Source organism: Psychrobacillus sp. FSL H8-0483 (assembly GCF_038637725.1).
Lineage (GTDB): Bacteria > Bacillota > Bacilli > Bacillales_A > Planococcaceae > Psychrobacillus.
Genome location: NZ_CP152052.1, coordinates 1074972 through 1098643, shown reverse-complemented (window position 1 = coordinate 1098643; position 23672 = coordinate 1074972). Strand labels below are relative to the sequence as shown.

Sequence of the window (23672 nt, the reverse complement as noted above, 5' to 3'; positions counted from 1 at the left end):
AGTTCTTACAGTACATAATGTGAAAATACAATCAGTGAGGAATCTTCCCACTAATTGTTTGTTGAACACCCTTTTACGTGTTCTATACCTTCTACTTACGCACCCAGATTTTATGGAATGCTTGTTGTGGAAGTTTTACTGCCCGTTAATGCGAGGTAGCTCTTTATTTTCACTAAAGTATTTCTGCGCTTCTTGTATTTCTCCTCGAATCAACGACATCTCTTCATCCAAACGAAAAGCAGCTTCTGCTGCATATTGTAGTCGTTTCTTAATTTCTTCTGGAAAAATACCCTTATACTTATAATTTAATGAATGTTCTATGGAAGCCCAAAAGTTCATGGCAAGAGTACGTATTTGTATTTCAGCTAAAATATTTATTTCGCCGTGTATTGTTTGAACGGGATACTCAATTATCATATGAAATGATCGATATCCACTTTGTTTTTTGTGAGAAATATAATCTCGCTCTTCAATGACCTTTATATCTTTTCTACTACGCAATATGTCTACTACGGTTTCAATATCATCTACGAATTGGCACATCATCCGCAAACCAGCTATATCAGGAATTTCTTTTGCCAATGTATCAGAAGGTTCAAATACAATACCTTTTTCAAGTGACTTGTCGTAGATACTAGCTAACGGTTTAACTCGACCCGTTACAAATTCAATTGGGGAATTCGTATTCTCAATTTCAAATTGTGTACGCATCCCCTTTAACTTAACTTTTAATTCGGAAACTGCTTGCTTGTACGGCTCTAAAAAACGTTCCCATTGCCCCATAAGCTCTACCTCCACTTCACTTGAACTTTTTCTATGCTTTTAGTATTTCCTTGAAAGCTTCTTCTACTGCTTTTGAAAAATCATTACCGTAGTTATTATTGCCTTCAATGTTAAAAATAAGCATTTCAAGTTCTTCTTTAAACATATGTAGAGTTAGTTCAACATTCCCATATTGTAATGTAGGATCTTGGGAAGCTTTTAAAGTGTTTACTAGCAATGGCCAAACATCTTGTCCAAATTTAACATAGTGATACCCAGTTTCATCCTCTAATAAGTAGACAAATGATAATGAATCGGAGTCCGTAATCATCTGTCCTCCCGCTTTTATATTTGGTCGGATTAATGTTTCTTCTATTGTAAATCTTATATCGTTTTCTAATTGCACTCCACTGTGCACATAATACGTAACAGGCAAAATAAATCGTTCCTTTCTGTCCATTCTACCCACTATTTTAACATATTGAAACTCATTGCAAACCGTCTATAATAGAAATAATACGAAAGGTAGTGAAAATGTGCATTCTGAACAAGAAATCGAATTTAAAAATTTACTAACAAAAGCAGAATTTGAACGATTCATCACATATTTTGAATTAAAGCCATCCGATTTTCATAAACAAACAAATTATTATTATGATACGGCAGATCAATATTTTAAAGAAAAGAAAATGGGTTTTCGTTTGAGGGTGTTATCTAATCGAAACGAATTAACATTAAAGATTCCTGTACAAGACCATGTAATGGAAGAAAAAACAAAATTATTGTCGAATGCAGAGAGAGAGGCCATTATACATCATCTTCATTTTCCTACGGTACCCTTTCTTGAGCCATTTGCGGATAAAGGTCCCTTAATTTGTATCGGGAGTATGCAAACAAACCGAGCAAAAATAGAGATGGATAACGGAATCCTTTTTTTAGATCACTCTCTTTATAGTCAAACGGAAGACTTTGAGGTAGAATATGAGAGTAAAGATGTCGAAAATGGTCAAAAATTCTTTCTTCATTTAATGAAGAAACACAGTATTCCTATTCGATATACGGACAAAAAAATTGCTCGTCTCGTAACATATATCAATTCGTTGAAAGGTTGATGCTTTATCGATATTCAATCTCTAAAAACTTTAATAGAAATAAATGCAATGCAATCTTTTGGGAGTGTCCAAAGTAATCAAAATGATTATTCTACTCCTTTGTTTTCTGAATTGCTAGGACAGATGTATCAAACTACGGGAAATAATTCAACTTTAGAGAATATGTCATCCATATTTTATAACGGCGATTCACCTGTATACTTACCATCTAATTTGTCCTATCAACCTGAAAGTTTGGTTAGCTCTTTTTCTACAAATGCACCAACTACTTCCAGCTCTTTATCTAATTATGATGAGATCATTAAACGCGCTTCCGAAGCATATAATGTCCCAGAAAAGCTTATATCATCTGTTATTAAGCAAGAGTCAAATTTTGATCCTTCTGCAACTAGTACTGCAGGAGCATCTGGTTTAATGCAGTTAATGCCAGGAACAGCTAAGTATTTGGGAGTGAAAAATATTTTTGACCCCGAACAAAATATTATGGGTGGAGCAAAATACTTGCGCCAAATGCTTAATCTGTTTGATGGAAATATGGAAACTGCCCTCGCTGCATACAATGCAGGCCCTGGTGCAGTGAAGAAATATGATGGGATTCCACCTTATAAAGAAACACAAGACTACGTGAAAAAAGTATTAAACAACTACCAAACGTAGTCAGAAACGGCCAATTCATAGGTCGTTTTTTTGTATACGAACTCTATAACAGTCTAATTGTTTGAGATATTTGGCGTGGATTGATAGAATGATTGTAGTGCTAAAGCAAAGGGGTAAAGAATAATGACACAGAAACCAATACTTCCTTTCGACGAGATCGGAGCAGAGAAATTATCACAGCTTGTCGATACGTTTTACAATAACGTTGCAAAACATCCAAAGCTGAAGCCAATCTTTCCAGACGATTTAACAGAAACCGCTAGAAAACAAAAACAATTTTTAACGCAATACCTTGGCGGACCTAATTTATATACAGAAGAGCATGGACATCCAATGCTAAAAATGCGTCATAATCCTTTTTCTATTACACCCGAAAGAGCTGAAGCTTGGCTATCCTGCATGAGTGATGCAATGGATACCGTCGGACTCGATGGAAAGCTTCGCCAAGATTTATATAGAAGACTTGTACTTACTGCCAACCACATGGTCAATCAAATGAGTCATGAGGAGGAAAAAATGTGACAATAATACAAATTCCGGCTGAAACGATCGCATCTCCTATTATAAACAAGCCTATTGAGATGTATGTTTTTCTTGATCCGCTTTGTTCAGCTTGTTGGGATTTGCAACCGATAATTCGGAAGTTGCAAGTGGAATACGGCCAGTATCTAGCTATTCGAACAGTACTAAGTACACAACTAAATAATTTAAATGCGGCTTTCCAAATGCCAAATGATAATAGTTCTAATACTAATTGCGAATTACAGCATATAGAGCACTCTGTTTTACCTTCTATCGCAGTGAAAGCAGCAGAATTTCAAGGGAAAAAAGCGGCTCTTCGTTTTTTTAATAAAATACAGGAACATCTATTTTTACAAACTAAAAATGTAACTTCTTTTTCAGTCCTTCAAGAACTTGCAAGTGAAGTCAAGTTAGATGTAGATGAATTTACACAGGATATACAATCAAAAGAGTGTGTCCGTTCCTTCCAAAGTGATTTATCCATTACTTGTGAAATGGAAGTAGATTCATTTCCAAGTATAGTATTCTTTAATGAAAACATAGAAGATGAAGGCATCAAATTATCTGGCATATATTCATATAATATTTACGTTCAAATATTACAAGAAATGTTATATGATGTCCCTAAGAAACAAGAAACGCCAGCTCTCGATAAGCTTTTTGATCGTTTTCATTCCTTAACGACAAATGAAATTGCAGACTACTATAATATCACCCAACAACAAGCGGAAAGAGAGTTAAAAAAACTCTTGTTACTTCAAAAAGTAGACCGAGTTGTTCTTCCTAATTCAGTCGTTTGGCGATTAAAAAATAAATAAATTAATAAATAAATAAATAAGTAGATTAATTGAAAGGCCTCTAATAATTTGGTGGCCACTGAAAAACTTACGTTTTTAAAACAGTTAATTCTTTTTAAACAAAAATCCGGCACTTCTTGTTCAAGTTTGAACAGGAAGTGCCAGATTTTTTTGTCTTTCACGGAATAAAGTATAGTTGATTTCCGCTATAGGCGGACGCTTTCCGCGGGGTGAGCGATAAGCCATCACCGCCGCTCAGCGGCATTTGTGACGTCTTATCTGTCTCACTCATCCCGCTGGAGTCGCCGCCTGTCGCTTCAATCAACGAAGTCATAAATGTTCGTATTTTAAATGATTGCTTTACTTGTAAGGATGCTCTTTTCTAGTGCTAAGAACTTATTTAAATGACATATCCTATTTCAAACGCTCTACTATCTAATACATCAAAAATCGCTTTCAATAATAGATATTTGAACATGCGAATCGGTGGAATCGCATTTCTTCCATTATCTAAGCAATATTTTGTTTCTAATTCTTCCAAGATAAAAGTAAAGTCCACCAGTTCATTGATTTGGCAAAGCATATTATCTTTTCGCACGATTAAATCGTACAGTGCCATGTACGGGCTTAAGTGGAGGAATTCTTGATTTGAAATCATTGGGCAAATCACCTAAATTAGTTCCTTTTATTAAAAGTAACACGCCTCTTTTTTAGCTTAAAGCGTATTTATTTTATGGTGATGGGAGTGGAAGGCGGCGACTCCAGCGGGAAAAGCGTGTCCAGGTGAGACCCCGCAGGAGCTCACATAGGAACAAAGGCTAAGAACGCCACCTCGTGTGGCAACGCCTTTGTGACCAACATCCTGTCGGCCTGAGGAGGCTCACGGACCGCCCGCGGAAAGCGTCCGCCTGCAACGTAATCACCTAGATGTTATATTTAATCAAAAAGCTCTATAACGATCATGTTTCATCATTAATTATATGTTTCAAAAAATAATAGCCTCATTTAACAGAGCCTCTTACAAAAAATAAACATAGAAAAACCCTTTCCTCAGTTAGGAAAGGGTTTTTCATTTTACAAAGGGGATGGGAGAAATGTTCACGTTCAAACAAAGGGGTGTATGTTATCTTGTGATTTATTTCACACTCTTACTTTAGCATGCCCCATTTAGAAATACAATGTATTAGAGCTACCTTTCACAAATTCGCCATACATTAGACGTCTAACCTTATCAAATGACAAAATACAACCTAAAAAAAGTGCAAGCTAAATCGAATCGCTTTGGACAAAGAGTAAGTGATTCCATTACCAATAGTCTAGCATGTAGAAAAGTAATACTTCTATTCCCTTCAAAAAATCAAGCTGACTTTTCGTCAGCTTGATCTCATCTTTATCTATTCAGCTAATAATAATTGTTCTAATTCATTTAATTTTTCTTCAAATACACGACATGCCTCTTCAATTGGAGCTGCTGTATTCATGTCTACTCCCGCTTTTTTCAATACTTCAATCGGATAATCAGAGCATCCCGCTTTCAAGAATTCATTAATGTAACGATCTACGGCAGGTTTCCCTTCTGTTAATATCTGATTGCTTAGTGCAGTAGCAGCACTTAGACCTGTGGCATATTGATATACATAGTAATTATAGTAGAAATGAGGAATTCTTGACCATTCCAATCCTATTTGTTCATCAATAACAATGTCATCACCAAAGTATTTTTTATTTAAATCATAGTATACTTCTGTTAATTTATCCGCTGTTAAGGCTTCTCCATCTTGATCTAACTGATGAATTACATGCTCGAACTCAGCAAACATGGTTTGACGGAAAACAGTTCCACGGAATCCTTCTAACCAATGATTTAATAGGTAAATACGTTTCTTTGGATCATCAATTGTTTTCAATAAGTAATCGTTCAGTAAAGCTTCGTTACAAGTAGAGGCTACTTCAGCTACGAAAATGGAATAATCTCCGTACACATAAGGTTGATTTGCACGCGTGTAGTAACTATGGATACTATGTCCAAATTCATGAGCTAGCGTAAATAGGTTATTCACGTTATTTTGCCAGTTCATCAAAATATAAGGGTTTGTACCATACGTTCCTGAAGAATACGCTCCCGAGCGCTTTCCTTTCGTTTCTACAACGTCTACCCAGCGATTTTCTAGTCCTTGCTTCACAATGGATACATATTCTTCACCAAGTGGTTCAAAACTATTTAGCATCGCCTCACACGCTTGGTCATACGTATATTCCATATCCAGCTCTTTCACAAGTGGTGTATATAAATCATACATATGCAGCTCGTCTACGCCTAATACTTTTTTACGCAAGCTAACATATTTATGAAGCAAATGAACGTTTTTATTAATGGTCCCTATTAAATTATCATATACACTTTCTGGAATATGATTTTCAGACATTGCTGCTTCACGTGCAGAGGTATAATTTCTAATTTTAGCGTTCACATTATCCCCTTTAACATTTCCACTTAAAGTAGAGGCAAATGTATTGCGAAACTTGCCATATGTGTCATACATAGCTTTAAATGCGTCTTCTCGCACGCGTCTATCTTCGCTTTCTAAGAAGCGTGAAAAACGGCCATGTGTTAATTGTACTTCATTTCCATCAGCATCTGTGATGTTCGGAAACTCTAAATCTGCATTGTTTAACTTCCCAAACGTATCTGATGAAGCTCCTGCTACTTCGGAAAATTGTGCTAACAATGCTTCTTGTTCTTTTGGAAGCACATGTGGACGTTCTTTATTGATTTCTTCTAAAAGTTGACGATATACTTGAAGTTCTTTATTTTCATCAAGATAAGATGATAGAGTAGATTCATCTAATGATAAAATTTCCGGTACTAAAAATGATAACTCTGTTGAAACTTTTACATATAATGATTTTATACGGCTCTCCATTGCCTGATATGTGCTATTTGCTGTATCCTGATCGGAGCGCATATGCGCGTAAGTATACAGCTTTCGCAAGCGACTTGTAAGTTCATCACGATAAATCAATACGTCTAATAAGGCATTTGGACCATTTCCTATTGTCCCTTGAAAAGAGGACGCTTTTTTAGCTAGTGCAGAAACATCTTGAAATTCTTTTTCCCATGCATCATTAGAAGCAAAAATGTCTTCTAATCTCCATGTTAAATGTTCCGCAACTTCATCACGTGTTAAGATTTTATTATTTGTTTCAGCTGACAAGATGAGCTCCCCTTCCATTTGTTTCGATATTCGAATCACCTATTATTTTCTCAATTTTCTGGGCACTTTGCAAGGAATTGCCTATAAAGTAGTTGATTCATTTTAGAAATGCTGTACTTGCTTTTATAAACGACATTTTCTGATTGAATTATACATTTTTTTAATACAAATAAATATGACTTTACTGCTTCTAGCTTGAGTTCTGATTGAATGGGTCCTATTGGTCTATTGATGAGAAAAGATTTACATTGTAGGAGAGACGCTTGATGAATGGGGATATTTAAGGAATATAAATAATCGATAAATTGAGTTTGCCACTCCACAGCATGTACATGAAATGACTCTGCAAAGATAGTTGGAATCCCTATAAATGGAGGAAGCTTTTTAGGTTGTAGTTGCCATCTATAGCAGACTTGTAAAAAGGCTGATTGAACTCCTTTTTTATTGTAATAGTAAAGATTGTCTATATGCTTGAACCGATGCTCTATATACATGCTTAAATACTTTTCAAATTCCTCCAAAGAAATATGTTTTACGATTGCAAATGGCCAGGTTTGGTTTGTAATAGGTAACTTTTTTACTTTGACGATATATAGGTTTGCTTTTATATGCAATAGGTTTGAAATATAATGAAAGTATTTTGTTTGGGGACAGTAGGTGATAATCATTTTTCCGTATGTGGGGGATACGAGGAAAAATTGTTGGCGAAATGAGGATAGTTGCATCAGCCCTATTTCTTGATTCGGGAACTCTAAGATGGAAGGTGTTCTTAATATCCAAAGTGGGATTATTTGCTGCATTTTATATCCTGCATTACGTTCAATAATTGTAGAGGGTAGTATTTGGCTGCATTGAAATTCAATTGCTACTTGTTCTTCATTCTTTTGCAGCAAAATATCTGGTCTCTGCTTGAGCGTTTGAATAAATGGCTCTAGTTGACAATTTAGGTTCAATTGATGAAAAAAAGCATAGAGTTGTAGTTTACCATTTAAATGATCTTCACTTTCTCCTTCTGAAAATAACTGTGCGCATTCGACATTTCGCTTATGAGCAAAATGAGGAATATTAATGGTACCATTCTTCAAAATGACCTCCTCTTGGCATTGCATGCATAGAAAAGCACTTCTTTCCTTTAGTTCTTTCAAACTATCCTGTGAATAATTGGCCGGAATAATAATTTCTCCTTGTTTTGTAATAGCCGTTAGTATGATAAACACCTCCTATTTAAAATGTACAAACTCTCAGCAATTAAATCAAGTGATAAGAGAATAGTAGGCAAAAAAAAAAGGGGGGCTGTCCCAAAAGTCATATAGTGACTGAGAGATAGTCCCTTTTCCAATGTATTGATTTCCGTTCCAGACGGACGCTTTCCGAGGCATGGCTTCAGTCTCCTCTGGCCAACACGATATTGGTCACGAAGGCATTGTGGCCCACAGGATGTGGGTCATGCAATCGTTGCCGCAAAAGTTCTTTTGCGACGAGCTTTGCGCAGGAGCACAGTTCTTTTGCGACGAGCTTTGCGCAGGAGCATAGAACTTTTGCGACGAGCTTTGCGCAGGAGCAGGACACGGCGATCTTAGATTGCCTTGCATTTGAAGTGGCGTTCATAGCCTTTGTTCCTTTGTTCGCTCCTGCGGGGCCTTCAGCTCACGCTATTCTCGCTGGAGTCGCCTTCTTCCACTACAATCAATTGCCTACAAAAAACAGGTGTAGAAAAAGACTCGTTTTTCTACACCTGCTTCAATTTATGGGCTTATTGGACAGCCCCTTTAAAAATGTTTATTTAATTCTTTCAAGACATCATTTGCAATTATTTCTTTACCGTATTCTTGAATCATATGAATGGTTGTTTTTGTACTAAGACCAAATTCAGAAATCACGCTTAGTGTATTTAATACTGTTTCAAATTCAACCACCTCTATATTAAAGCTTACATGTAAATAATACTTTTCCTCGTAGTGGTACAGAGATGTTTTGAAATTTACTTTCTCTAGTTTTTTTGCTAGACCAAGTACATCATCAAAGTTCTCAAACTTAAATGTATACTCAGAAGGTATTTCATCTAAATCATCCATATAATTCGAAAAATCATCAAACTCATGAGGTCCTATGGAACTAGAGACACCATTTTTAAATATTTTGTTTGATACATCTTCCATTTCATCACTATCATCTGATCGTTCATCCTTGGCCATTTCCGTTCGAGTGACAATAACTTCCAAACCTTTTTCCATCGCATGAACTTGTATCCATAGTGGGCCATCCAACTCATCAAAATGGTCGTCATCATGAACCTCATCCATCATCTCCCAAAAAAGCTGCTCGCTCTTATCTTTATTAAACCATATTTCATCTCGGCTGAAGCCTCTTTCTTCAATGTCGATGTATGAAATGTATACTTTGAAAGTGTTATCATTGATACGCTCGATATCCATTTAACACATCTCCTTTCGCTTCTTACCGTCTCATTATTGTAGTGTCTTTTACTATTGTATGTTGTTTAAGAAAAAAAGAAAAGGATTCCTGCTTCTCTTTTTAAATTATTAACTAAACTATATGCATTTTAAGAAAATTTAATCATGAAGGCAAGCGAAAAAAGAAAAGCTGATTATTTTTCAAAAGTTCTTGAAAAACAACCAGCTCTGTTTGTTCTAGTTAACAAGTCGTTGTGCTTCAAGTAATTGATAAGCACGAACTTTTCGAGGTAAAAATCTACGTATTTCGTCTTCGTTATACCCAACTTGCAGACGTTTTTCGTCCAGTATAATTGGTCTACGCAATAATCCAGGATGCTCTTGGATCAATTCGTATAAACGTTGTAATGGAAGGCTTTCCACATCTACATTGAGCTTTTGAAAAATTTTAGAGCGAGTAGAGATAATTTCATCTGTTCCGTCTTCTGTCATTCGTAAAATTTCTTTTATTTCACTTATGCTAAGAGGTTCAGAAAAAATATTACGTTCAGTATATGGAATTTCATGTTCTTCTAGCCACGCTTTTGCTTTTCTACAAGAAGTACAGCTTGGTGAAGTAAATAGTGTAACCATCATTAAAATACACTTCCTTTCATATTTCGTTGTGTTATATAAAGTAGATTATAATTAATTTAATGTAGTATTTTACTTTTATAGTATACACCAATTATTAGTGAAATAAAATACGTTTAAAAGAAAAATTTTACTTTTAATTAATGCTGTCACAATTCTGTTGATTACATAAGCTATCTAGATTTTTAAATCTAGATGATCTACAATTAATTTATACCCGTCTAATTTATTGTTTAAACATAAAAATAAATTATTTTTAGTTCTATTCTCAATTAGATGCGAATGATTGAAAATAACTGTTATACTTTATAATACGTTTTTCATGAAATAAGGTTTCAATAAATATAAAAAAAAGCAAGAATTTTTAAATTCTGCTTTTTAATACATTCCTCTTTATTAAGGGGTATAGTCGACACCTGGAGAATACTTATTTCCAGCATTCCAGAGTAAATATTCCTTAATACCAGCTTCGTTAAGTGCTTTAATTTGCGCTTCAACTTCCTCTTTACCATATGTTAGATAGTTACCTGCCCCTAAATAAGAAGCTGTAAAATCTTGTATCCATGGTCGTGAAATTGGAGGATTCTCTAATTCTGCTAACTTAGCATTTTCTACTTTTGCATATTCTTGTACTAAGCGGTAAGGCTCTAAATCAGGCTTCGCTATCCCGAAGTAAGAAGTCCAATGACTTGGATAGATCATGGAGGAAATAACGTCCACATTTTCCGATATTTTGGAGAAGTTTTGTCCGATTCCAGGTGCTTCCGGTAAAGTTGCTGAATATCCAAAAATATCCACGGATAATTGTGCACCATATGGTTTTAATTTTTCTCTAGCATATGCCACAAAATCTGTGACTGCAGATACCCTTCTTTGAACTGCATCTAACTCAGATGACTCATATGTTCCCAATGAATACTTTAGTGTGTCATCTCTATTTTCAAATCCTTCTGGAAATCGTACATAATCAAATTGAATTTCCTTAAAGCCCATTTTGGCAGCTTCTATTGCGATTTCAATATTATAATCCCACACTTCTTGCAAGAAAGGATTAACAAAAGCCTCTCCCCGTCCATTTTTCCAAACAGTCGACCCGTCAACGAATGACCATTCAGGCTTTCGCTCTGCAAGTTCTGTATCTTTAAAAATAACGATACGTGCAATTGGATATATTTCTTTCTGTTCCATTGTTTTTAGAGTAGCTTTAAGATCTTTTATGTATGGTCTACCAATATCGTACTTTGTAAGTGGAGATTCTTCACTTGGTTTATATGTTAAATTTCCAAAATCATCTTTAATATCAATTACCATCGTATTTAGTTCAGTTTCGTCCATTAAGGTTACTAAATCATTAAACCTAGACCCACCTGCAGAATGTCCTGTTACATACACACCTCTTACTGCATCTGGATATTTAAATGTAAATCCAGAGTCATAGATGAATAATTTAGAAGAAGAAACAATCGTTTCGTCAATAGTTCCAAAACTGTACTCTTTCCCAGCAAAGTTATTGACAAATAGATTGGATTCAGCAGAAGCAGTACTTGGTATTAATACAGCTGCTGCAATTGTAAAAGAGGCAAGCAATTTAAACGTGTACTTCATAATAGTTGTTCTTCCTTTCTTCTTTATGTCTTTATTCTAACAATTTAATAGTTGGAAAGAAAGGGGAAATTGACCAAAATAAACGGTCATTCTAATAAGAATGACCGTTTGTTTTATAGTCGTGAATTGGAGATGGCCTTCAGTGATTCAGATTCCTTTTCAGAACAGAAAACAAAGTGCCCAGGAGTAATTTCACGCATCGCAATTTCTTCTCCATCTTGGTAATTATGAACCGAAGGATCGTATGATTTACGCACACGAGTACGTTCATAATTTGGATCTGGAAGTGGAATTGCAGATAATAGTGACTGTGTATATGGATGTAACGGGTTATTATATAAATCTTCCGCAGGAGCAAGCTCTACTAGCTTCCCAAAATACATTACGCCAATACGGTCAGAAATGTATTTAACCATTGATAAATCATGGGCGATGAATAAATAGGTTAACCCTTTTTCTTCTTGTAATTCTTTTAGTAAGTTTACAACTTGTGCTTGGATAGATACGTCTAGAGCAGAGATAGGCTCATCTGCAATGATGAATTCAGGTTCTACAGCGAGTGCTCTAGCAATACCTAAGCGCTGACGTTGACCACCTGAAAACTCATGTGCATATCGATCGGCATGCTCACGATTTAAACCAACAGTCTCTAAAAGCTCTACAACACGTTCTTTACGTTCTTTTGGATTTTTCACAAGACCATGAATATCTAGTCCTTCTGCAATAATATCCAATACTTTCATACGAGGATTTAAAGATGCGTATGGATCTTGGAAAATCATTTGCATTTTACGATTAAATGTTTTTAAATCTTTTTTCGATTTTTTATCATGTACATCTACACCGTCATAAATTACTTGTCCATCAGTCGCGTTATATAAGCGGATAATTGTACGACCAGTTGTAGATTTACCACAGCCTGACTCTCCAACTAGTCCTAGAGTTTCCCCTTTATAAATATCGAAGCTTACGTCATCTACTGCACGAACCTCATTCGGCTTACCTTGATTGAAATATTGCTTTAAATTTCTAATTTCTAGTAATTTTTCAGCCATCAGTAACTACCTCCTTTAGTTCCTTCATAATAACGACTTCCAGGATACTTTTTCATGCGCTCAATAATAGATAAAGGTGGTTCTACTTGTGGAGCGTTTGGATGTAATAACCAAGTTGCTGCATAATGCGTATCACTCACTTTAAAGAATGGTGGAGCTTCCTCTAAATCGATTTTCAAAGCATATTCACTTCGAAGAGCAAATGCATCTCCTTTTGGAGGAAACAATAAATCAGGAGGAGTTCCTGGTATTGCATATAATTTTTCTTCTGCTGTATCTAATGAAGGCATAGAGCTTAATAATCCCCATGTATATGGATGTTGTGGATTATAGAAAATTTCATCTACCGTACCAACCTCCACAATTTTACCACCATACATTACAGCTACTCTGTCCGCTACGTTTGCCACAACACCAAGATCATGTGTAATAAAGATAATAGAAGTATCAATTTTCTTTTGAAGATCCTTCATTAGCTCTAAAATTTGAGCTTGAATTGTAACGTCAAGTGCAGTAGTCGGCTCATCCGCAATTAGAATCTGAGGATTACATGCAAGCGCAATTGCAATTACAATACGTTGGCGTTGACCACCAGAGAACTGGTGTGGATATTGCTTTATACGAGCTTCAGGTTTTGGCAGACCAACTAAACGTAACAAATCGACAGCTACTTTACGTGCTTCTGATTTACTCACCTTACGATGTTTTAAAATTGGTTCCATAATTTGATTACCAATTGTCATTGTTGGATTTAAAGAAGTCATTGGATCTTGGAAAATCATTGATATATCTTTTCCACGAATCTTCTGCATTTCTTTATCCGTTAATTTCGTTAAGTCTTTCCCGTTAAACAGGATTTGACCATTTTTAAACTCAGAACTTGATTCAGGCAACAGTCGCATAATCGCCTTTGTCGTAACCGACTTACCAGAACCAGACTCTCCAACGATTGCAAGAGTTTCCCCTTTTAATAAGTCAAAATTAACGCCACGAATGGCCTTAACTTCTCCTGCAAAAGTATGGAAGGAAAGCTCTAGGTCTTTAACCTCTAAAATCTTTTCCATTTTGGCTTTCCTCCTTTTAGTCTTTCATCTTTGGATCTAGTGCGTCACGTAAGCCATCACCTAGTAAGTTAAATGCAATCATTAACAAACTTAAAACGAGGGATGGGTACAGTAAAATATGTGGTTGGAATTTAATTAATTTGTAACCATCATTAATAAGTGTACCTAATGACGCATTAGGTGGTTGTAAGCCCAATCCAATAAAGCTTAAAAATGCTTCGAAGAAAATTGCACCTGGAATTGTAAACATTGTATTAATAATGATAACACTTAAAATATTTGGCAAAATATGCTTCGTTATTATTCGGCCATTTGATGCTCCTAATGTACGAGATGCCAATACAAATTCTTGGTTTTTGAATTTCAATACTTGACCACGAACAATACGCGACATACCAATCCAGCCGGTTATTGTAATAGCAATAATAATCGCCGTGACACCTGGTTCCATGAATAAACTCATAAGAATTACTATAACTAATGTTGGAATTCCATAAAGTATTTCAACAATGCGCTGCAATATATCATCTACACGCCCACCGTAATATCCAGAAATACCACCGTATGCTACACCAATAACCATATCAATTAGTGCTGCCATAAAAGCGATAAATAATGAGATTTGCGTACCTTCCCAAACTCGTGAGAACATATCACGACCAAGACCATCCGTACCAAACCAATAATACGTATCTACTTTTTTCAATTCATATAAATCTACTTCTTTTCCAGCTAATGTACCGACCCCATCGAAAATACCTAACTTTTCAAGTCCAGGTACTTTAGGTGGTAAGTTTGCATGTGTAATTGTTTGAGTATCTGCATCATGTGGACTGATCATTGGTCCAACAAAAGCCATGATGACGATAAATGCCAAAATAAACATACTCACAATAGCTGCTTTATTTTTACGTATACGTAACCAGGCATCTTGCCAAAAACTAATACTTGGTTTTGAAATTCTTTCCGCTTGTGTGCTATCAATGTGAACTCTTTCAAAAGATCCAGCAGGTAATTTTTTTAAATCTTGACTCATTAATTATTACCTCCTGATAAACGAATACGCGGGTCAATAATTCCATAAAGAATATCAACTACGAATATTACGACAATTAAGAACGCAGAGAAGAATAATGTAGTTCCCATAATAATTGAGAAGTCATTTGAGAAAATGGATTTTACAAACTGTTCTCCGATTCCTGGAATAGCAAAAATCTGTTCAATTACAAGTGAACCAGTAAGTAAACCTGCAGCAAGCGGTCCTAAAACCGTCACAAGTGGGATTAACGCATTACGAAAAGCATGTTTAAACGCAATTTCAAATCCAGTTGCACCTTTAGATTTAGCTAAAGTAATATAATCTGAACTTAATACTTCAATCATTTCTGTACGAATAAAACGTGAAGCAGTCGCAAGTGGCCCCATTGCTAATGCAATAGATGGAAGTACGCTTGACATCCAACCATCTTTCCAAAGAGCTACCGGGAATAATTCCCACTTAACTGCTAGCCAATATTGAAGAAATGTAGCAAAAACGAATGCCGGAATAGAAATACCGATTATAGAAATAACCGTACTACCATAATCCCATATTGTATTCTGTTTTAATGCGGCAATCATACCTAAAATGATCCCTAATGTTACACCAAGTATTAAACCTTGAGTTCCAAGGATAAAAGATGGACCTAATCGATTGATAATCAATTCTGTTACACTTGCATTTTTAAATTGGAATGAGTTTCCTAAATCACCTTGAGCCAGGTTTAGCATATACTTTGCATATTGTACTGGGACTGGTTGATCTAATCCGTATTTCGCTTCCACTATCGCAAGTTGTGAAGGGGATAGTTTTGAAGCAGAGCTAATCGGGGATCCTGGAAGCGCCTTCATCAAGAAGAAGGTTGCTGTCGCAATCAGGAAAAATGTTATAAACATATAAATCACACGACGAATAATGTATTTTGCCATCTTTGCACCTCCTAATGTAATCTAAAAAAATAATCTATTATTCTATATAAACAGATTACTATACTAATTGTCAAAATAACATCAAATAATAAAATATTTTGTGAATTCTGATTCATTTAAAAAGAGAGTATATGGTCCTATAGGATACCATATACTCTCTAAATATGAGATTTTTAATCTACTAAAATCGCTTAGTTTTTACCTTCGATATAAGCCCATTTGTAGCTATAGTCTCCACCGAATGGGTGAGCAATAATACCTTTAACATATGGTTTTTGCAGGAACATTGCACCACGTTGGTAAATAGGTCCGATACCGAAATCTTGCTCGATAAGCATTTTTTCTGCATCAGCCATTGCTTGCCAACGAGCAGCAGGATCTAGAGCTAATTCGTTGTTAGCAGAGTTTACTAATTTATCATATTCTGGGTTAGAGTATGACATTTGGTTATTACCGCCACCTGTTAACCATAAGTTCATGAATGTGTAAGGATCTTGGAAGTCAGGACCCCATCCAGCAACTTGAATCTCGTAGTCTTGGTTTGTATCAAGATCTAAACGAACGTTAAATGGTACTTCTTTAAGAGTAATAGTTAAACCAGGTAAGTTAGTTTCTAATTGAGATTTGAAGTACTCAGACATTTTCTTAGAAACTTCAGTGTCTCCTCCAAGAATTTCAATTGAAAGCTCAGTAACACCTAGCTCAGCTTTACCTTTTTCCCATGCAGCTTGAGCTTCTTCTACATTGTAAGTAGCCATATCGCCATTTACATCACGGAAGTCAGTTGCATTTTCATCGAAAGTGAAGTCTTTTGGTACTAGGTAGTTAGCTGGTACAGAACCATTTGCTAATACTACATCTACTAAGTCTTGTTTGTTGAAAGCTTTTGTAATTGCTTCACGAATATTTACGTTCGCAAGTGGAGTTTTTTCTCCAGTACGTTCTTGGTTATATTTGAAATAGAATACAGAAGTTTCCATTTCTTTTACCATTTCTGGGTCAGCAGCATATTGCATTGCATATTCACCTGAAAGACCTGCACGATCTTTTTCACCATTTGTATAAAGGTTAACTGCAGTAGCAGGTTCTTTAACTACATCATAGTTAATTTCAGTAAGTTTTACAGTATCTTTATCCCAGTATTGGTCATTTTTAACTAATTGCCAAGATAAGCCTGTTCCGTCCCATGCAGTAAGTGAGAATGGTCCGTTGTATAATAAAGATTCAGAATTTTTCGCATAGTTTTCACCTTGCGCTGTAACAAATTCTTCTTTTTGTGGTAAGAATGTTCCAAATGACATAAGAGATAAGAAATAAGGAACTGGTTTTTCAAGTGTTACTTCTAAAGTTTTTTCATCGATTGCTTTAACACCTAATTCAGTGTATTCAACCTTACCTTCAGAAATTTCAGTAGCATTTTTAATAACTCCAGACATCATGTATGGACCGTATTCAGAACCAGTATCTGGGTTCATAGCACGTTTCCATGAAAATTCAAAGTCATTAGCAGTTACTGGAGAACCATCAGACCAGTTAGCATCACGTAAAGTGAATGTGTAAACTAATCCATCTTCAGAAACTGTTGGTTCACCTTCAGAGATTGCAGGAACTGCAACATTTTCTTGATTTAAACGGTATAAACCTTCGTTTACATTGTTCAGTAAATCAAAACCAACTTGGTCAGTTACTAAAGCAGAGTCCATTGTTGGAATCTCAGCACTCATAATTAAGTTAAGTACCTGTTCTTCGTCAGTTACTACTACTTCTTCTTCAGGTGTAGCTTCTTCTTTATCTCCTGGTTCTGTAGTTGTTTTAGTACCTTCTTCTTTACCGCCACATGCAGCTAAGAAAAGAGCAACAACTAACAGTAGGCTTAAAAGCCATGCAAACTTACTATTCTTCATTTTTTTAACCTCCCTAATATTCAGAAAAATTCATTACATTACTTATTATACATTTTACTTTTAACTTGTACAGACCTTTTTTATAATATTTTTACATTGTTGTAACAAAATCATTACATTGTCCTAACAATTGAGAATCATTGGTAAAGAAAATGTTTCTTTTTTGATATTCACATTTACTAATATCTTAATTACTTTTTGATTATTTTTAATTTATCTTCTATAATTTACTTTGATAGAGGTGAATTATGAAAAAGAAAGTTATATATTTTTTAAGTGTCCAGTTACTTATTTTGATTCTTATGGTTCTCACTTATGGAAATGCTGAACTCGTTTATTACGCAAATATGTCTTTTTATGTTGGTGGAACCATAACATTTTTCGGATTAATGACATATGTAGTTTCAGGTGGTTTTTTTGATTTCTTTACTGAAAGTACACGCAAAGTGTTCACACCCAAACATATGAAAGCAGAGGCTAACAAAATGCGATTGCCTTCGGAAGTTTTTTCATTTCCACACAAGCCAATAATCGCTTTAGGCTTATCCAGTTTACTTTGTATGTGCATCGCTTTATTTGTCTATTATAGTTAATTTTTTCGCTTGATTTTGGAGTTTCTTCTAATATATAATAGTCAAAACTAAATAATTGAGCTTTGACGAAGAAAAGTACATTTAATATCGTATGCTTAGAGATTCTGTGGTCGGTGTAAACAGAACATACTTTAAATGGAATGGGCTTCTGAGCAGTGTATGTGAATTTTTAGTAGCATATACCGTATCCTTCACGTTATGAAGAAGAGTGGCTAATTATTTTAGCAAGCTGGGTGGTACCACGGATTTACATCATTCGTCCCTTTTTTGGGATGCATGATGTTTTTTTTATTTTAAGGAGGAGTATTCAAATGAAAAAATTATTTTCAGGTGTACAACCAACAGGAACCATCACTCTAGGCAATTATATTGGAGCATTTAGACAGTTTATTTCATTACAAGATGACAATGAATGTGTATTTTGTATCGTAGATCAGCATGCAATTACTATCGCTCAAGACCCTCAAGAACTTCGTAATCACATTCGCTCACTTGCAGCATTATATATCGCTGTAGGGATAGATCCAGAGAAATCTACTTTATTTATACAATCTGAAGTTCCAGCACATGCGCAAGCTGGATGGATTATGCAATGTATATCCTATATCGGCGAACTAGAAAGAATGACACAATTTAAGGATAAATCAGATGGAAAAGATGCTGTTTCAGCTGCATTACTAACGTATCCACCTTTAATGGCTGCAGATATCCTGTTATACCAATCCGATATTGTACCTGTTGGGGATGACCAAAAACAACATGTAGAATTAACGCGTGATTTAGCAGAAAGATTTAATAAACGCTATGGTAAAGTTCTTACAATTCCTGAAATCCAGCTACCTAAAAATGGAGCACGAATTAAATCTCTACAAGACCCTTTAAAGAAAATGAGTAAATCTGATCCAAATCAGAAGGCCACTATTCGTATTTTAGATACACCTAAACAAATTGAAAAGAAAATAAAAAGTTCTGTTACCGATTCAGAAGGTATTGTAGCATTTGACCCTGAAAACAAACCAGGTGTTTCCAATCTTCTTACAATTGAATCTGCTTTAACTAATCTATCGATAGATGCACTTGTTCAAAAGTATCAAGGAGCAGGGTACGGAGATTTTAAAGCATCTGTAGCACAAGTTATAGTAGACCATTTCGCTCCAATTCAAGCACGTTATGAAGAGTTAATAAACTCGTCCGAGCTAGATGAAATATTAGATAAAGGTGCAGAGAAAGCGAATGCAATGGCAATAACTACTTTATCTAAGATGGAAGCCGCAATGGGCCTTGGAAGAAGACGATAAGAGTTAGACTTAAAATCGAAAGACAAAAAACGGTGAAATCATTGGAGTTCAACATGTACACTAAAACGGAATTCCACGAATAGCCAAGAGATAAAAAGTTCAATGAAAGCACTAAATGGGAGCAGCTAATGACTGCTGTTCCATAACTGATTAAAAAGAGTAATAGTCTTATTACGATCACATCCTTCGTAAATAATATGAAAAACGCCATCCGTTTATCACGAATGGCGTTTTTCAATTTGAATATTATTTCGTTGACTTAACTGGTTCTTCAGCAAGTAATTCTACTTGACTTAAATCGAATTCTTCATTTGCACGATCAACATCGTAATTTTTTACACCTTTATTGATTGTGTAAATTGCAGTACGGAATTGAGTTGGAATAACTGGTGCATTTTCTTCCATGTATAATTGCCATTCACGGAATGCATTTGCACGGTAATTTGAATCGAATGCTTCTGGAGAATCGATTGCTTTAAGCAACTCATCTAACTCCGGAGTTGTGAAACGACTGAAGTTAAATGCTGCTTCTTTACCATATAAACCTGCTGGAGATGGGTTAGTACCTGTTCCCCATGCAGCCATATAAATATCGATTTCTGGATCATCCGCTTCTACTTTATCGTAGAAAGAGTTGAATTCGATTAAACGTCCTGTTGATAATACAACCTTTAGCCCAACATCCGCCCAGTTTTGAATCCAGAACGCTGCCATTTCTTCTGCGATTGCATCGCCAGCCATTCCTGCGAACTTAATTTCTAATTTTTCACCTTTTGGATTTTCGCGGAATCCGTCTCCATCTGTATCTTTGTAACCAGCTTCGTCTAACAATGCAATTGCTTGATCTTTGTTATACGTATAGCCTTTTAAAGAATCATCAAAGAATGTTGAAAATGCTGGTGGAATTAAAGATGTCGCACGAGAGCGTAGGTTATCGTAATAAACCTCATTCACTTGCTCTACATCAAGTGCATAACCCATTGCTTGACGTAATTTTACATCACTCATTTTAGCTGCTGGATCCATTGTAGAAAGTCCAGTTGCTGTATCATATTTACCTAATTTGAATCCTAAATAAGAATAAGAAAGCTCTGGTTGAGCCAAGATTGTAATGTTGTCAAAATCTTTTATTTCAGGATATTTTGTTGCTGGTAATGAGCCAGCTGTCATATGATATTCACCTGTTTGAATTGCTTTTGATATAGAAGCAGATGGTACTGCTTTCAAAAGAACTCCGTCCAGTTTAGGAGCACCTTTCCAGTAGTTTTCATTTCTTACGAATTGTACGGATTCACCAGGTACGATTTTATCATATTTGAAAGCACCTAATGTTACAGGGTTTTTACGAACTGCATCAGACTCTAAAAGCTGTCCTACTGGAATGTCTTTTAAGATATGACTTGGTTCCGCAGAACCCCATACTCCATCACCACCCGAGAAAATTGCAGGTGATAATTTGTTGAATGAAATTTCTAAAGTAGATTCATCCAATTTTTTTAATCCTGAGATTGTGTCTGCTTTTCCATCGTGGTACTCAACTGCACCAATAATGTTTTGGAAATCACCATCATAACGAATCCCTTGGTAATCAGGGTGACCGATAATTAAATATGGGTAAATTACATCTTCAATTTTAAGAGGTTCTCCGTCAGACCATTTAACGCCTTCACGAATTTTAATTATAGCCTTATTCGTTTTTGGATCTGCTTCTAATGATGCTATTCCTTTGTCAGTGATTAATAGGTCACCATCAGTAGCGAAGATTGAGTTATCTGCATATTCCATAATATCTGCATCATAGCCATCTTCATATAATACAAGTGAGAAAATTCCTTGGAATGGAGTATCTGTACCCAGTGCAACTTTTAACGTTCCACCTGTAATTGCATCTCCTTCATTGTTTACTGATAAAGGAAATTCTGATGAATCTCCTGGTTCTGTCGGCTCTGCTACTTCTTCTTTTTCTTCTTCTTTTTCTTCTGTTTTTTCAGGTTCTTTTACTTCTGTACCTGTAGTTCCTTCTTTGTCGTCATTGTTACATGCACCAAGCACAAGCATGAAAGCTATAAGTACTGCTAGTAATGCCCAAAGCTTTTTACTCATTCTTTTTCCTCCTTTTTATATCTTTCTATATATCAAACGAAAATCGTTTAATACCAATCGTTACCCCTGACGTTGTCTTGCATCGGCAGAACGACGAATTGCCTGACCAACATAGTTGATGGCTAGCATTAATACTAAAATTAATAAAGATGCTGGTAACCAAACCCACCACTTATCTTCTAAAATCAATGGATTATTCGCATAGCTTACAAGTGTCCCTAAACTTGGAACAGATTGTGGCAATCCAAATCCTAAATAAGATAATCCTGTTTCCAGTCCTACATTCCCCGCAAAACTAAGCGTTAATTCTACAATAAGGATGGAACTTAGATTTGGCATAATTTCTTTGAAAATGATTGTGGCGTCTCTTGTTCCCAATGTTTTTGACGCATTAACATAATCGCGTCTACTTTCCGTAAGCGACTTACTCCTTACAAGTCGTGCAGTACCGACCCACAAGAATGCACTCATAATTAATACAAAACTAGCTATTGTATATTTCGGGATAATTGTAACAAAAACGATAATAATCATTAGTGTAGGAATGGTGATAAAGAAATCAATAATACGCATAAAAATATTATCTATCCAACCACCAAAGTAACCTGTAATTAATCCTACGGCTACTCCTATAACTCCTGTAATAATCGTTACTGATAAAGCAATCGTAATGGAGTTTCGCGCACCGATGATTAATTGCCCTATAATGGAACGGCCACCTTGGTCAGCCCCAAGAAAAAACTTCTCCCCTGGTTCTCCAAACTTGTCACGAAGGCTCACTTTCATGAGAGCTTCTTGATCTATAAACATAGCCGCGATATAGATTCCTAAAATACCTAATACTAAAGCGAATAATGAGAACATAGCTAATTTATCTTTTTTAAACTCTCGTACAAGTACTTGAAAACCAGTAGGTGGAGAGCTATTAACTTCATCTATCAAATTTCCTGTTTTTTTAAATTCCAACGTTTTAGTCATTTTCCCTCTCTCCTTAACCCTTATTTTCGTCACTCTATCCTAATGCGAGGATCTACTATACTCATGATGATATCGGACAAGAGACTACCTAATAATGTTAAGAAGCCGAAAAGCATTACTAATGCAGTAATGACACTATAGTCTCGAGATGAGATGGATTGAATAAACAATTGACCCATCCCAGGATAACCGAAAATAGATTCGATAAAAATAGAGCCGGTAAGCAATCCAGTTATAGTGAAACCAAAAAAGGCAGCTATTGGTAATAAGGAATTTCTAAAAATATGCCGGCTGTAAACCTTTCGTACTGGAATTCCTTTACTTCGAGCAGTACGAACATAATCCATTGATTTCGCATCAATAATTTCTGAACGAAGATATTGAACAACTCCAGTGGTGCCTAATATTGCATACGTAATGGCTGGCAATATCATATGGTAAATTTTATTCCAAAAATAACCTAGAGTGCCTTCGTCATGTTTTATATCAACTGTTCCACTAGTTGGGAACCAATTAAGCTGATAGCCAAAAAAGAATAATAGTAGTAAACCTAATACAAAAGTAGGGATTGCGTAAGTAACAAAAGTATATAAAACGATCGATTTATCTAGGAACGTATCTTGATAACGTCCTGCTAAAACTCCTAAAGGAATAGCAAAACTATAAAGTAAAATTACACTCAATAAGGACAGCCAAAGTGTGTTCTTCGCACGATCACCGATTAAATCGGATACCGGCACTTTATATGTGTAACTTTTCCCAAAATCCCCTTGTGCAGCATTCACTATCCAGTTGTAATATTGTACATGCCAAGGATCATAAAACCCCGCAGCTTCTCGCATTTCTTCCAGTCTATTTGCATCTGTTTCTGGAGTAATTAATCCTGTAAATGGATCCCCAGGCATAAACTTAGCCATGATAAAGATAAGCAAACTTAAAACAAATAATTGTGGAATCATTGCTAATACTCGTCTTAAAATCGTTTTCCACAT

The 23672-nt window shown here is 35.6% G+C and carries 21 protein-coding genes, 1 pseudogene and 1 other annotated feature; of the genes and pseudogenes, 6 read left to right on the top strand and 16 right to left on the bottom strand.

What is annotated here, in order from left to right; translation table 11 throughout:
• Positions 1 to 135: 135 nt before the first annotated feature.
• Complete coding sequence (locus MHB48_RS04980) at positions 136 to 783, bottom strand: GTP pyrophosphokinase family protein (RefSeq protein ID WP_340918504.1); 648 nt, start codon at positions 781 to 783, stop codon at positions 136 to 138.
• A gap of 31 nt (positions 784 to 814) precedes the next feature.
• Positions 815 to 1222, bottom strand: coding sequence for a hypothetical protein (locus MHB48_RS04975; protein WP_342600448.1), 408 nt, complete (start codon positions 1220 to 1222; stop codon positions 815 to 817).
• A gap of 76 nt (positions 1223 to 1298) precedes the next feature.
• Here MHB48_RS04975 and MHB48_RS04970 point away from each other — a divergent pair, with 76 nt between their 5' ends.
• From MHB48_RS04970 to MHB48_RS04955, 4 genes are all read left to right on the top strand, one after another.
• Positions 1299 to 1874, top strand: a complete 576-nt coding sequence (locus tag MHB48_RS04970; protein ID WP_342600447.1) for a CYTH domain-containing protein — start codon at positions 1299 to 1301, stop codon at positions 1872 to 1874.
• 48 nt (positions 1875 to 1922) lie between these two features.
• Positions 1923 to 2531, top strand: coding sequence for a lytic transglycosylase domain-containing protein (locus tag MHB48_RS04965; RefSeq protein WP_342600446.1), 609 nt, complete (start codon positions 1923 to 1925; stop codon positions 2529 to 2531).
• A 123-nt stretch (positions 2532 to 2654) separates the two neighbouring features.
• Positions 2655 to 3053 carry a globin gene (locus MHB48_RS04960; protein WP_340918495.1) on the top strand — a complete coding sequence of 133 codons (399 nt, stop codon included), beginning with the start codon at positions 2655 to 2657 and terminating at the stop codon, positions 3051 to 3053.
• Entirely contained in the window at positions 3050 to 3871 is an 822-nt protein-coding gene (locus MHB48_RS04955; protein WP_342600445.1) for a ClpXP adapter SpxH family protein, read from the top strand. The genes MHB48_RS04960 and MHB48_RS04955 overlap by 4 nt, the downstream gene beginning before the upstream one ends.
• A 396-nt stretch (positions 3872 to 4267) precedes the next feature.
• Here the strand turns inward: MHB48_RS04955 and MHB48_RS04950 are convergent.
• The 11 genes and pseudogenes from MHB48_RS04950 to MHB48_RS04900 all read right to left on the bottom strand — a co-directional run.
• Positions 4268 to 4508: pseudogene (locus MHB48_RS04950) on the bottom strand (IS5/IS1182 family transposase); the annotation flags it as partial.
• 736 nt (positions 4509 to 5244) lie between these two features.
• A complete protein-coding gene (gene pepF, locus MHB48_RS04945; RefSeq protein ID WP_342600444.1) occupies positions 5245 to 7065 on the bottom strand; it encodes an oligoendopeptidase F in 1821 nt (606 codons plus the stop codon).
• 50 nt (positions 7066 to 7115) lie between these two features.
• Positions 7116 to 8282, bottom strand: coding sequence for a competence protein CoiA family protein (locus tag MHB48_RS04940; RefSeq protein ID WP_342600443.1), 1167 nt, complete (start codon positions 8280 to 8282; stop codon positions 7116 to 7118).
• Between the two features lie 552 nt (positions 8283 to 8834).
• The gene (mecA, locus tag MHB48_RS04935; protein WP_342600442.1) at positions 8835 to 9500 is read right to left on the bottom strand and encodes an adaptor protein MecA; all 666 of its coding nucleotides are present in this window, start codon (positions 9498 to 9500) and stop codon (positions 8835 to 8837) included.
• A gap of 216 nt (positions 9501 to 9716) precedes the next feature.
• Positions 9717 to 10112 carry a transcriptional regulator SpxA gene (spxA, locus tag MHB48_RS04930; RefSeq protein WP_340925117.1) on the bottom strand — a complete coding sequence of 132 codons (396 nt, stop codon included), beginning with the start codon at positions 10110 to 10112 and terminating at the stop codon, positions 9717 to 9719.
• Between the two features lie 396 nt (positions 10113 to 10508).
• Complete coding sequence (locus MHB48_RS04925) at positions 10509 to 11717, bottom strand: putative glycoside hydrolase (protein ID WP_342600441.1); 1209 nt, start codon at positions 11715 to 11717, stop codon at positions 10509 to 10511.
• A gap of 113 nt (positions 11718 to 11830) precedes the next feature.
• A complete protein-coding gene (locus MHB48_RS04920) occupies positions 11831 to 12772 on the bottom strand; it encodes an ATP-binding cassette domain-containing protein (protein WP_340918481.1) in 942 nt (313 codons plus the stop codon).
• Positions 12772 to 13836 (bottom strand): ABC transporter ATP-binding protein, encoded by a 1065-nt coding sequence (locus tag MHB48_RS04915; RefSeq protein WP_342600440.1) that lies wholly within the window; start codon positions 13834 to 13836, stop codon positions 12772 to 12774. Before MHB48_RS04915 ends, MHB48_RS04920 begins: the two co-directional genes overlap by 1 nt.
• A gap of 16 nt (positions 13837 to 13852) precedes the next feature.
• On the bottom strand, positions 13853 to 14872 hold the full coding sequence (gene opp3C, locus MHB48_RS04910) for an oligopeptide ABC transporter permease (protein WP_342600439.1): 1020 nt from the start codon (positions 14870 to 14872) through the stop codon (positions 13853 to 13855).
• A complete protein-coding gene (gene opp3b / locus MHB48_RS04905) occupies positions 14872 to 15804 on the bottom strand; it encodes an oligopeptide ABC transporter permease (RefSeq protein ID WP_342600438.1) in 933 nt (310 codons plus the stop codon). The genes opp3C and opp3b overlap by 1 nt, the downstream gene beginning before the upstream one ends.
• Positions 15805 to 15995: 191 nt before the next feature.
• A complete protein-coding gene (locus MHB48_RS04900) occupies positions 15996 to 17708 on the bottom strand; it encodes a peptide ABC transporter substrate-binding protein (RefSeq protein WP_342600437.1) in 1713 nt (570 codons plus the stop codon).
• A 248-nt stretch (positions 17709 to 17956) separates the two neighbouring features.
• On the opposite strand from MHB48_RS04900, the gene MHB48_RS04895 reads away from it, so the two are divergent.
• Together MHB48_RS04895 and trpS are read left to right on the top strand one after the other, a co-directional pair.
• Positions 17957 to 18301, top strand: a complete 345-nt coding sequence (locus MHB48_RS04895; RefSeq protein ID WP_342600436.1) for a DUF3899 domain-containing protein — start codon at positions 17957 to 17959, stop codon at positions 18299 to 18301.
• A gap of 53 nt (positions 18302 to 18354) precedes the next feature.
• Positions 18355 to 18568: a binding site (T-box leader), on the top strand.
• Positions 18569 to 18612: 44 nt separating this feature from the next.
• On the top strand, positions 18613 to 19599 hold the full coding sequence (gene trpS, locus MHB48_RS04890) for a tryptophan--tRNA ligase (RefSeq protein ID WP_342600435.1): 987 nt from the start codon (positions 18613 to 18615) through the stop codon (positions 19597 to 19599).
• A 246-nt stretch (positions 19600 to 19845) separates the two neighbouring features.
• Here the strand turns inward: trpS and MHB48_RS04885 are convergent, their stop codons facing one another.
• From MHB48_RS04885 to opp4B, 3 genes are read right to left on the bottom strand one after another with little or no spacing between them, the layout of a single operon-like run.
• On the bottom strand, positions 19846 to 21702 hold the full coding sequence (locus MHB48_RS04885) for an oligopeptide ABC transporter substrate-binding protein (RefSeq protein ID WP_342600434.1): 1857 nt from the start codon (positions 21700 to 21702) through the stop codon (positions 19846 to 19848).
• Positions 21703 to 21762: 60 nt separating this feature from the next.
• On the bottom strand, positions 21763 to 22680 hold the full coding sequence (locus tag MHB48_RS04880; RefSeq protein WP_342600433.1) for an ABC transporter permease: 918 nt from the start codon (positions 22678 to 22680) through the stop codon (positions 21763 to 21765).
• A 29-nt stretch (positions 22681 to 22709) separates the two neighbouring features.
• The gene (gene opp4B, locus MHB48_RS04875; protein ID WP_342600432.1) at positions 22710 to 23672 is read right to left on the bottom strand and encodes an oligopeptide ABC transporter permease; all 963 of its coding nucleotides are present in this window, start codon (positions 23670 to 23672) and stop codon (positions 22710 to 22712) included.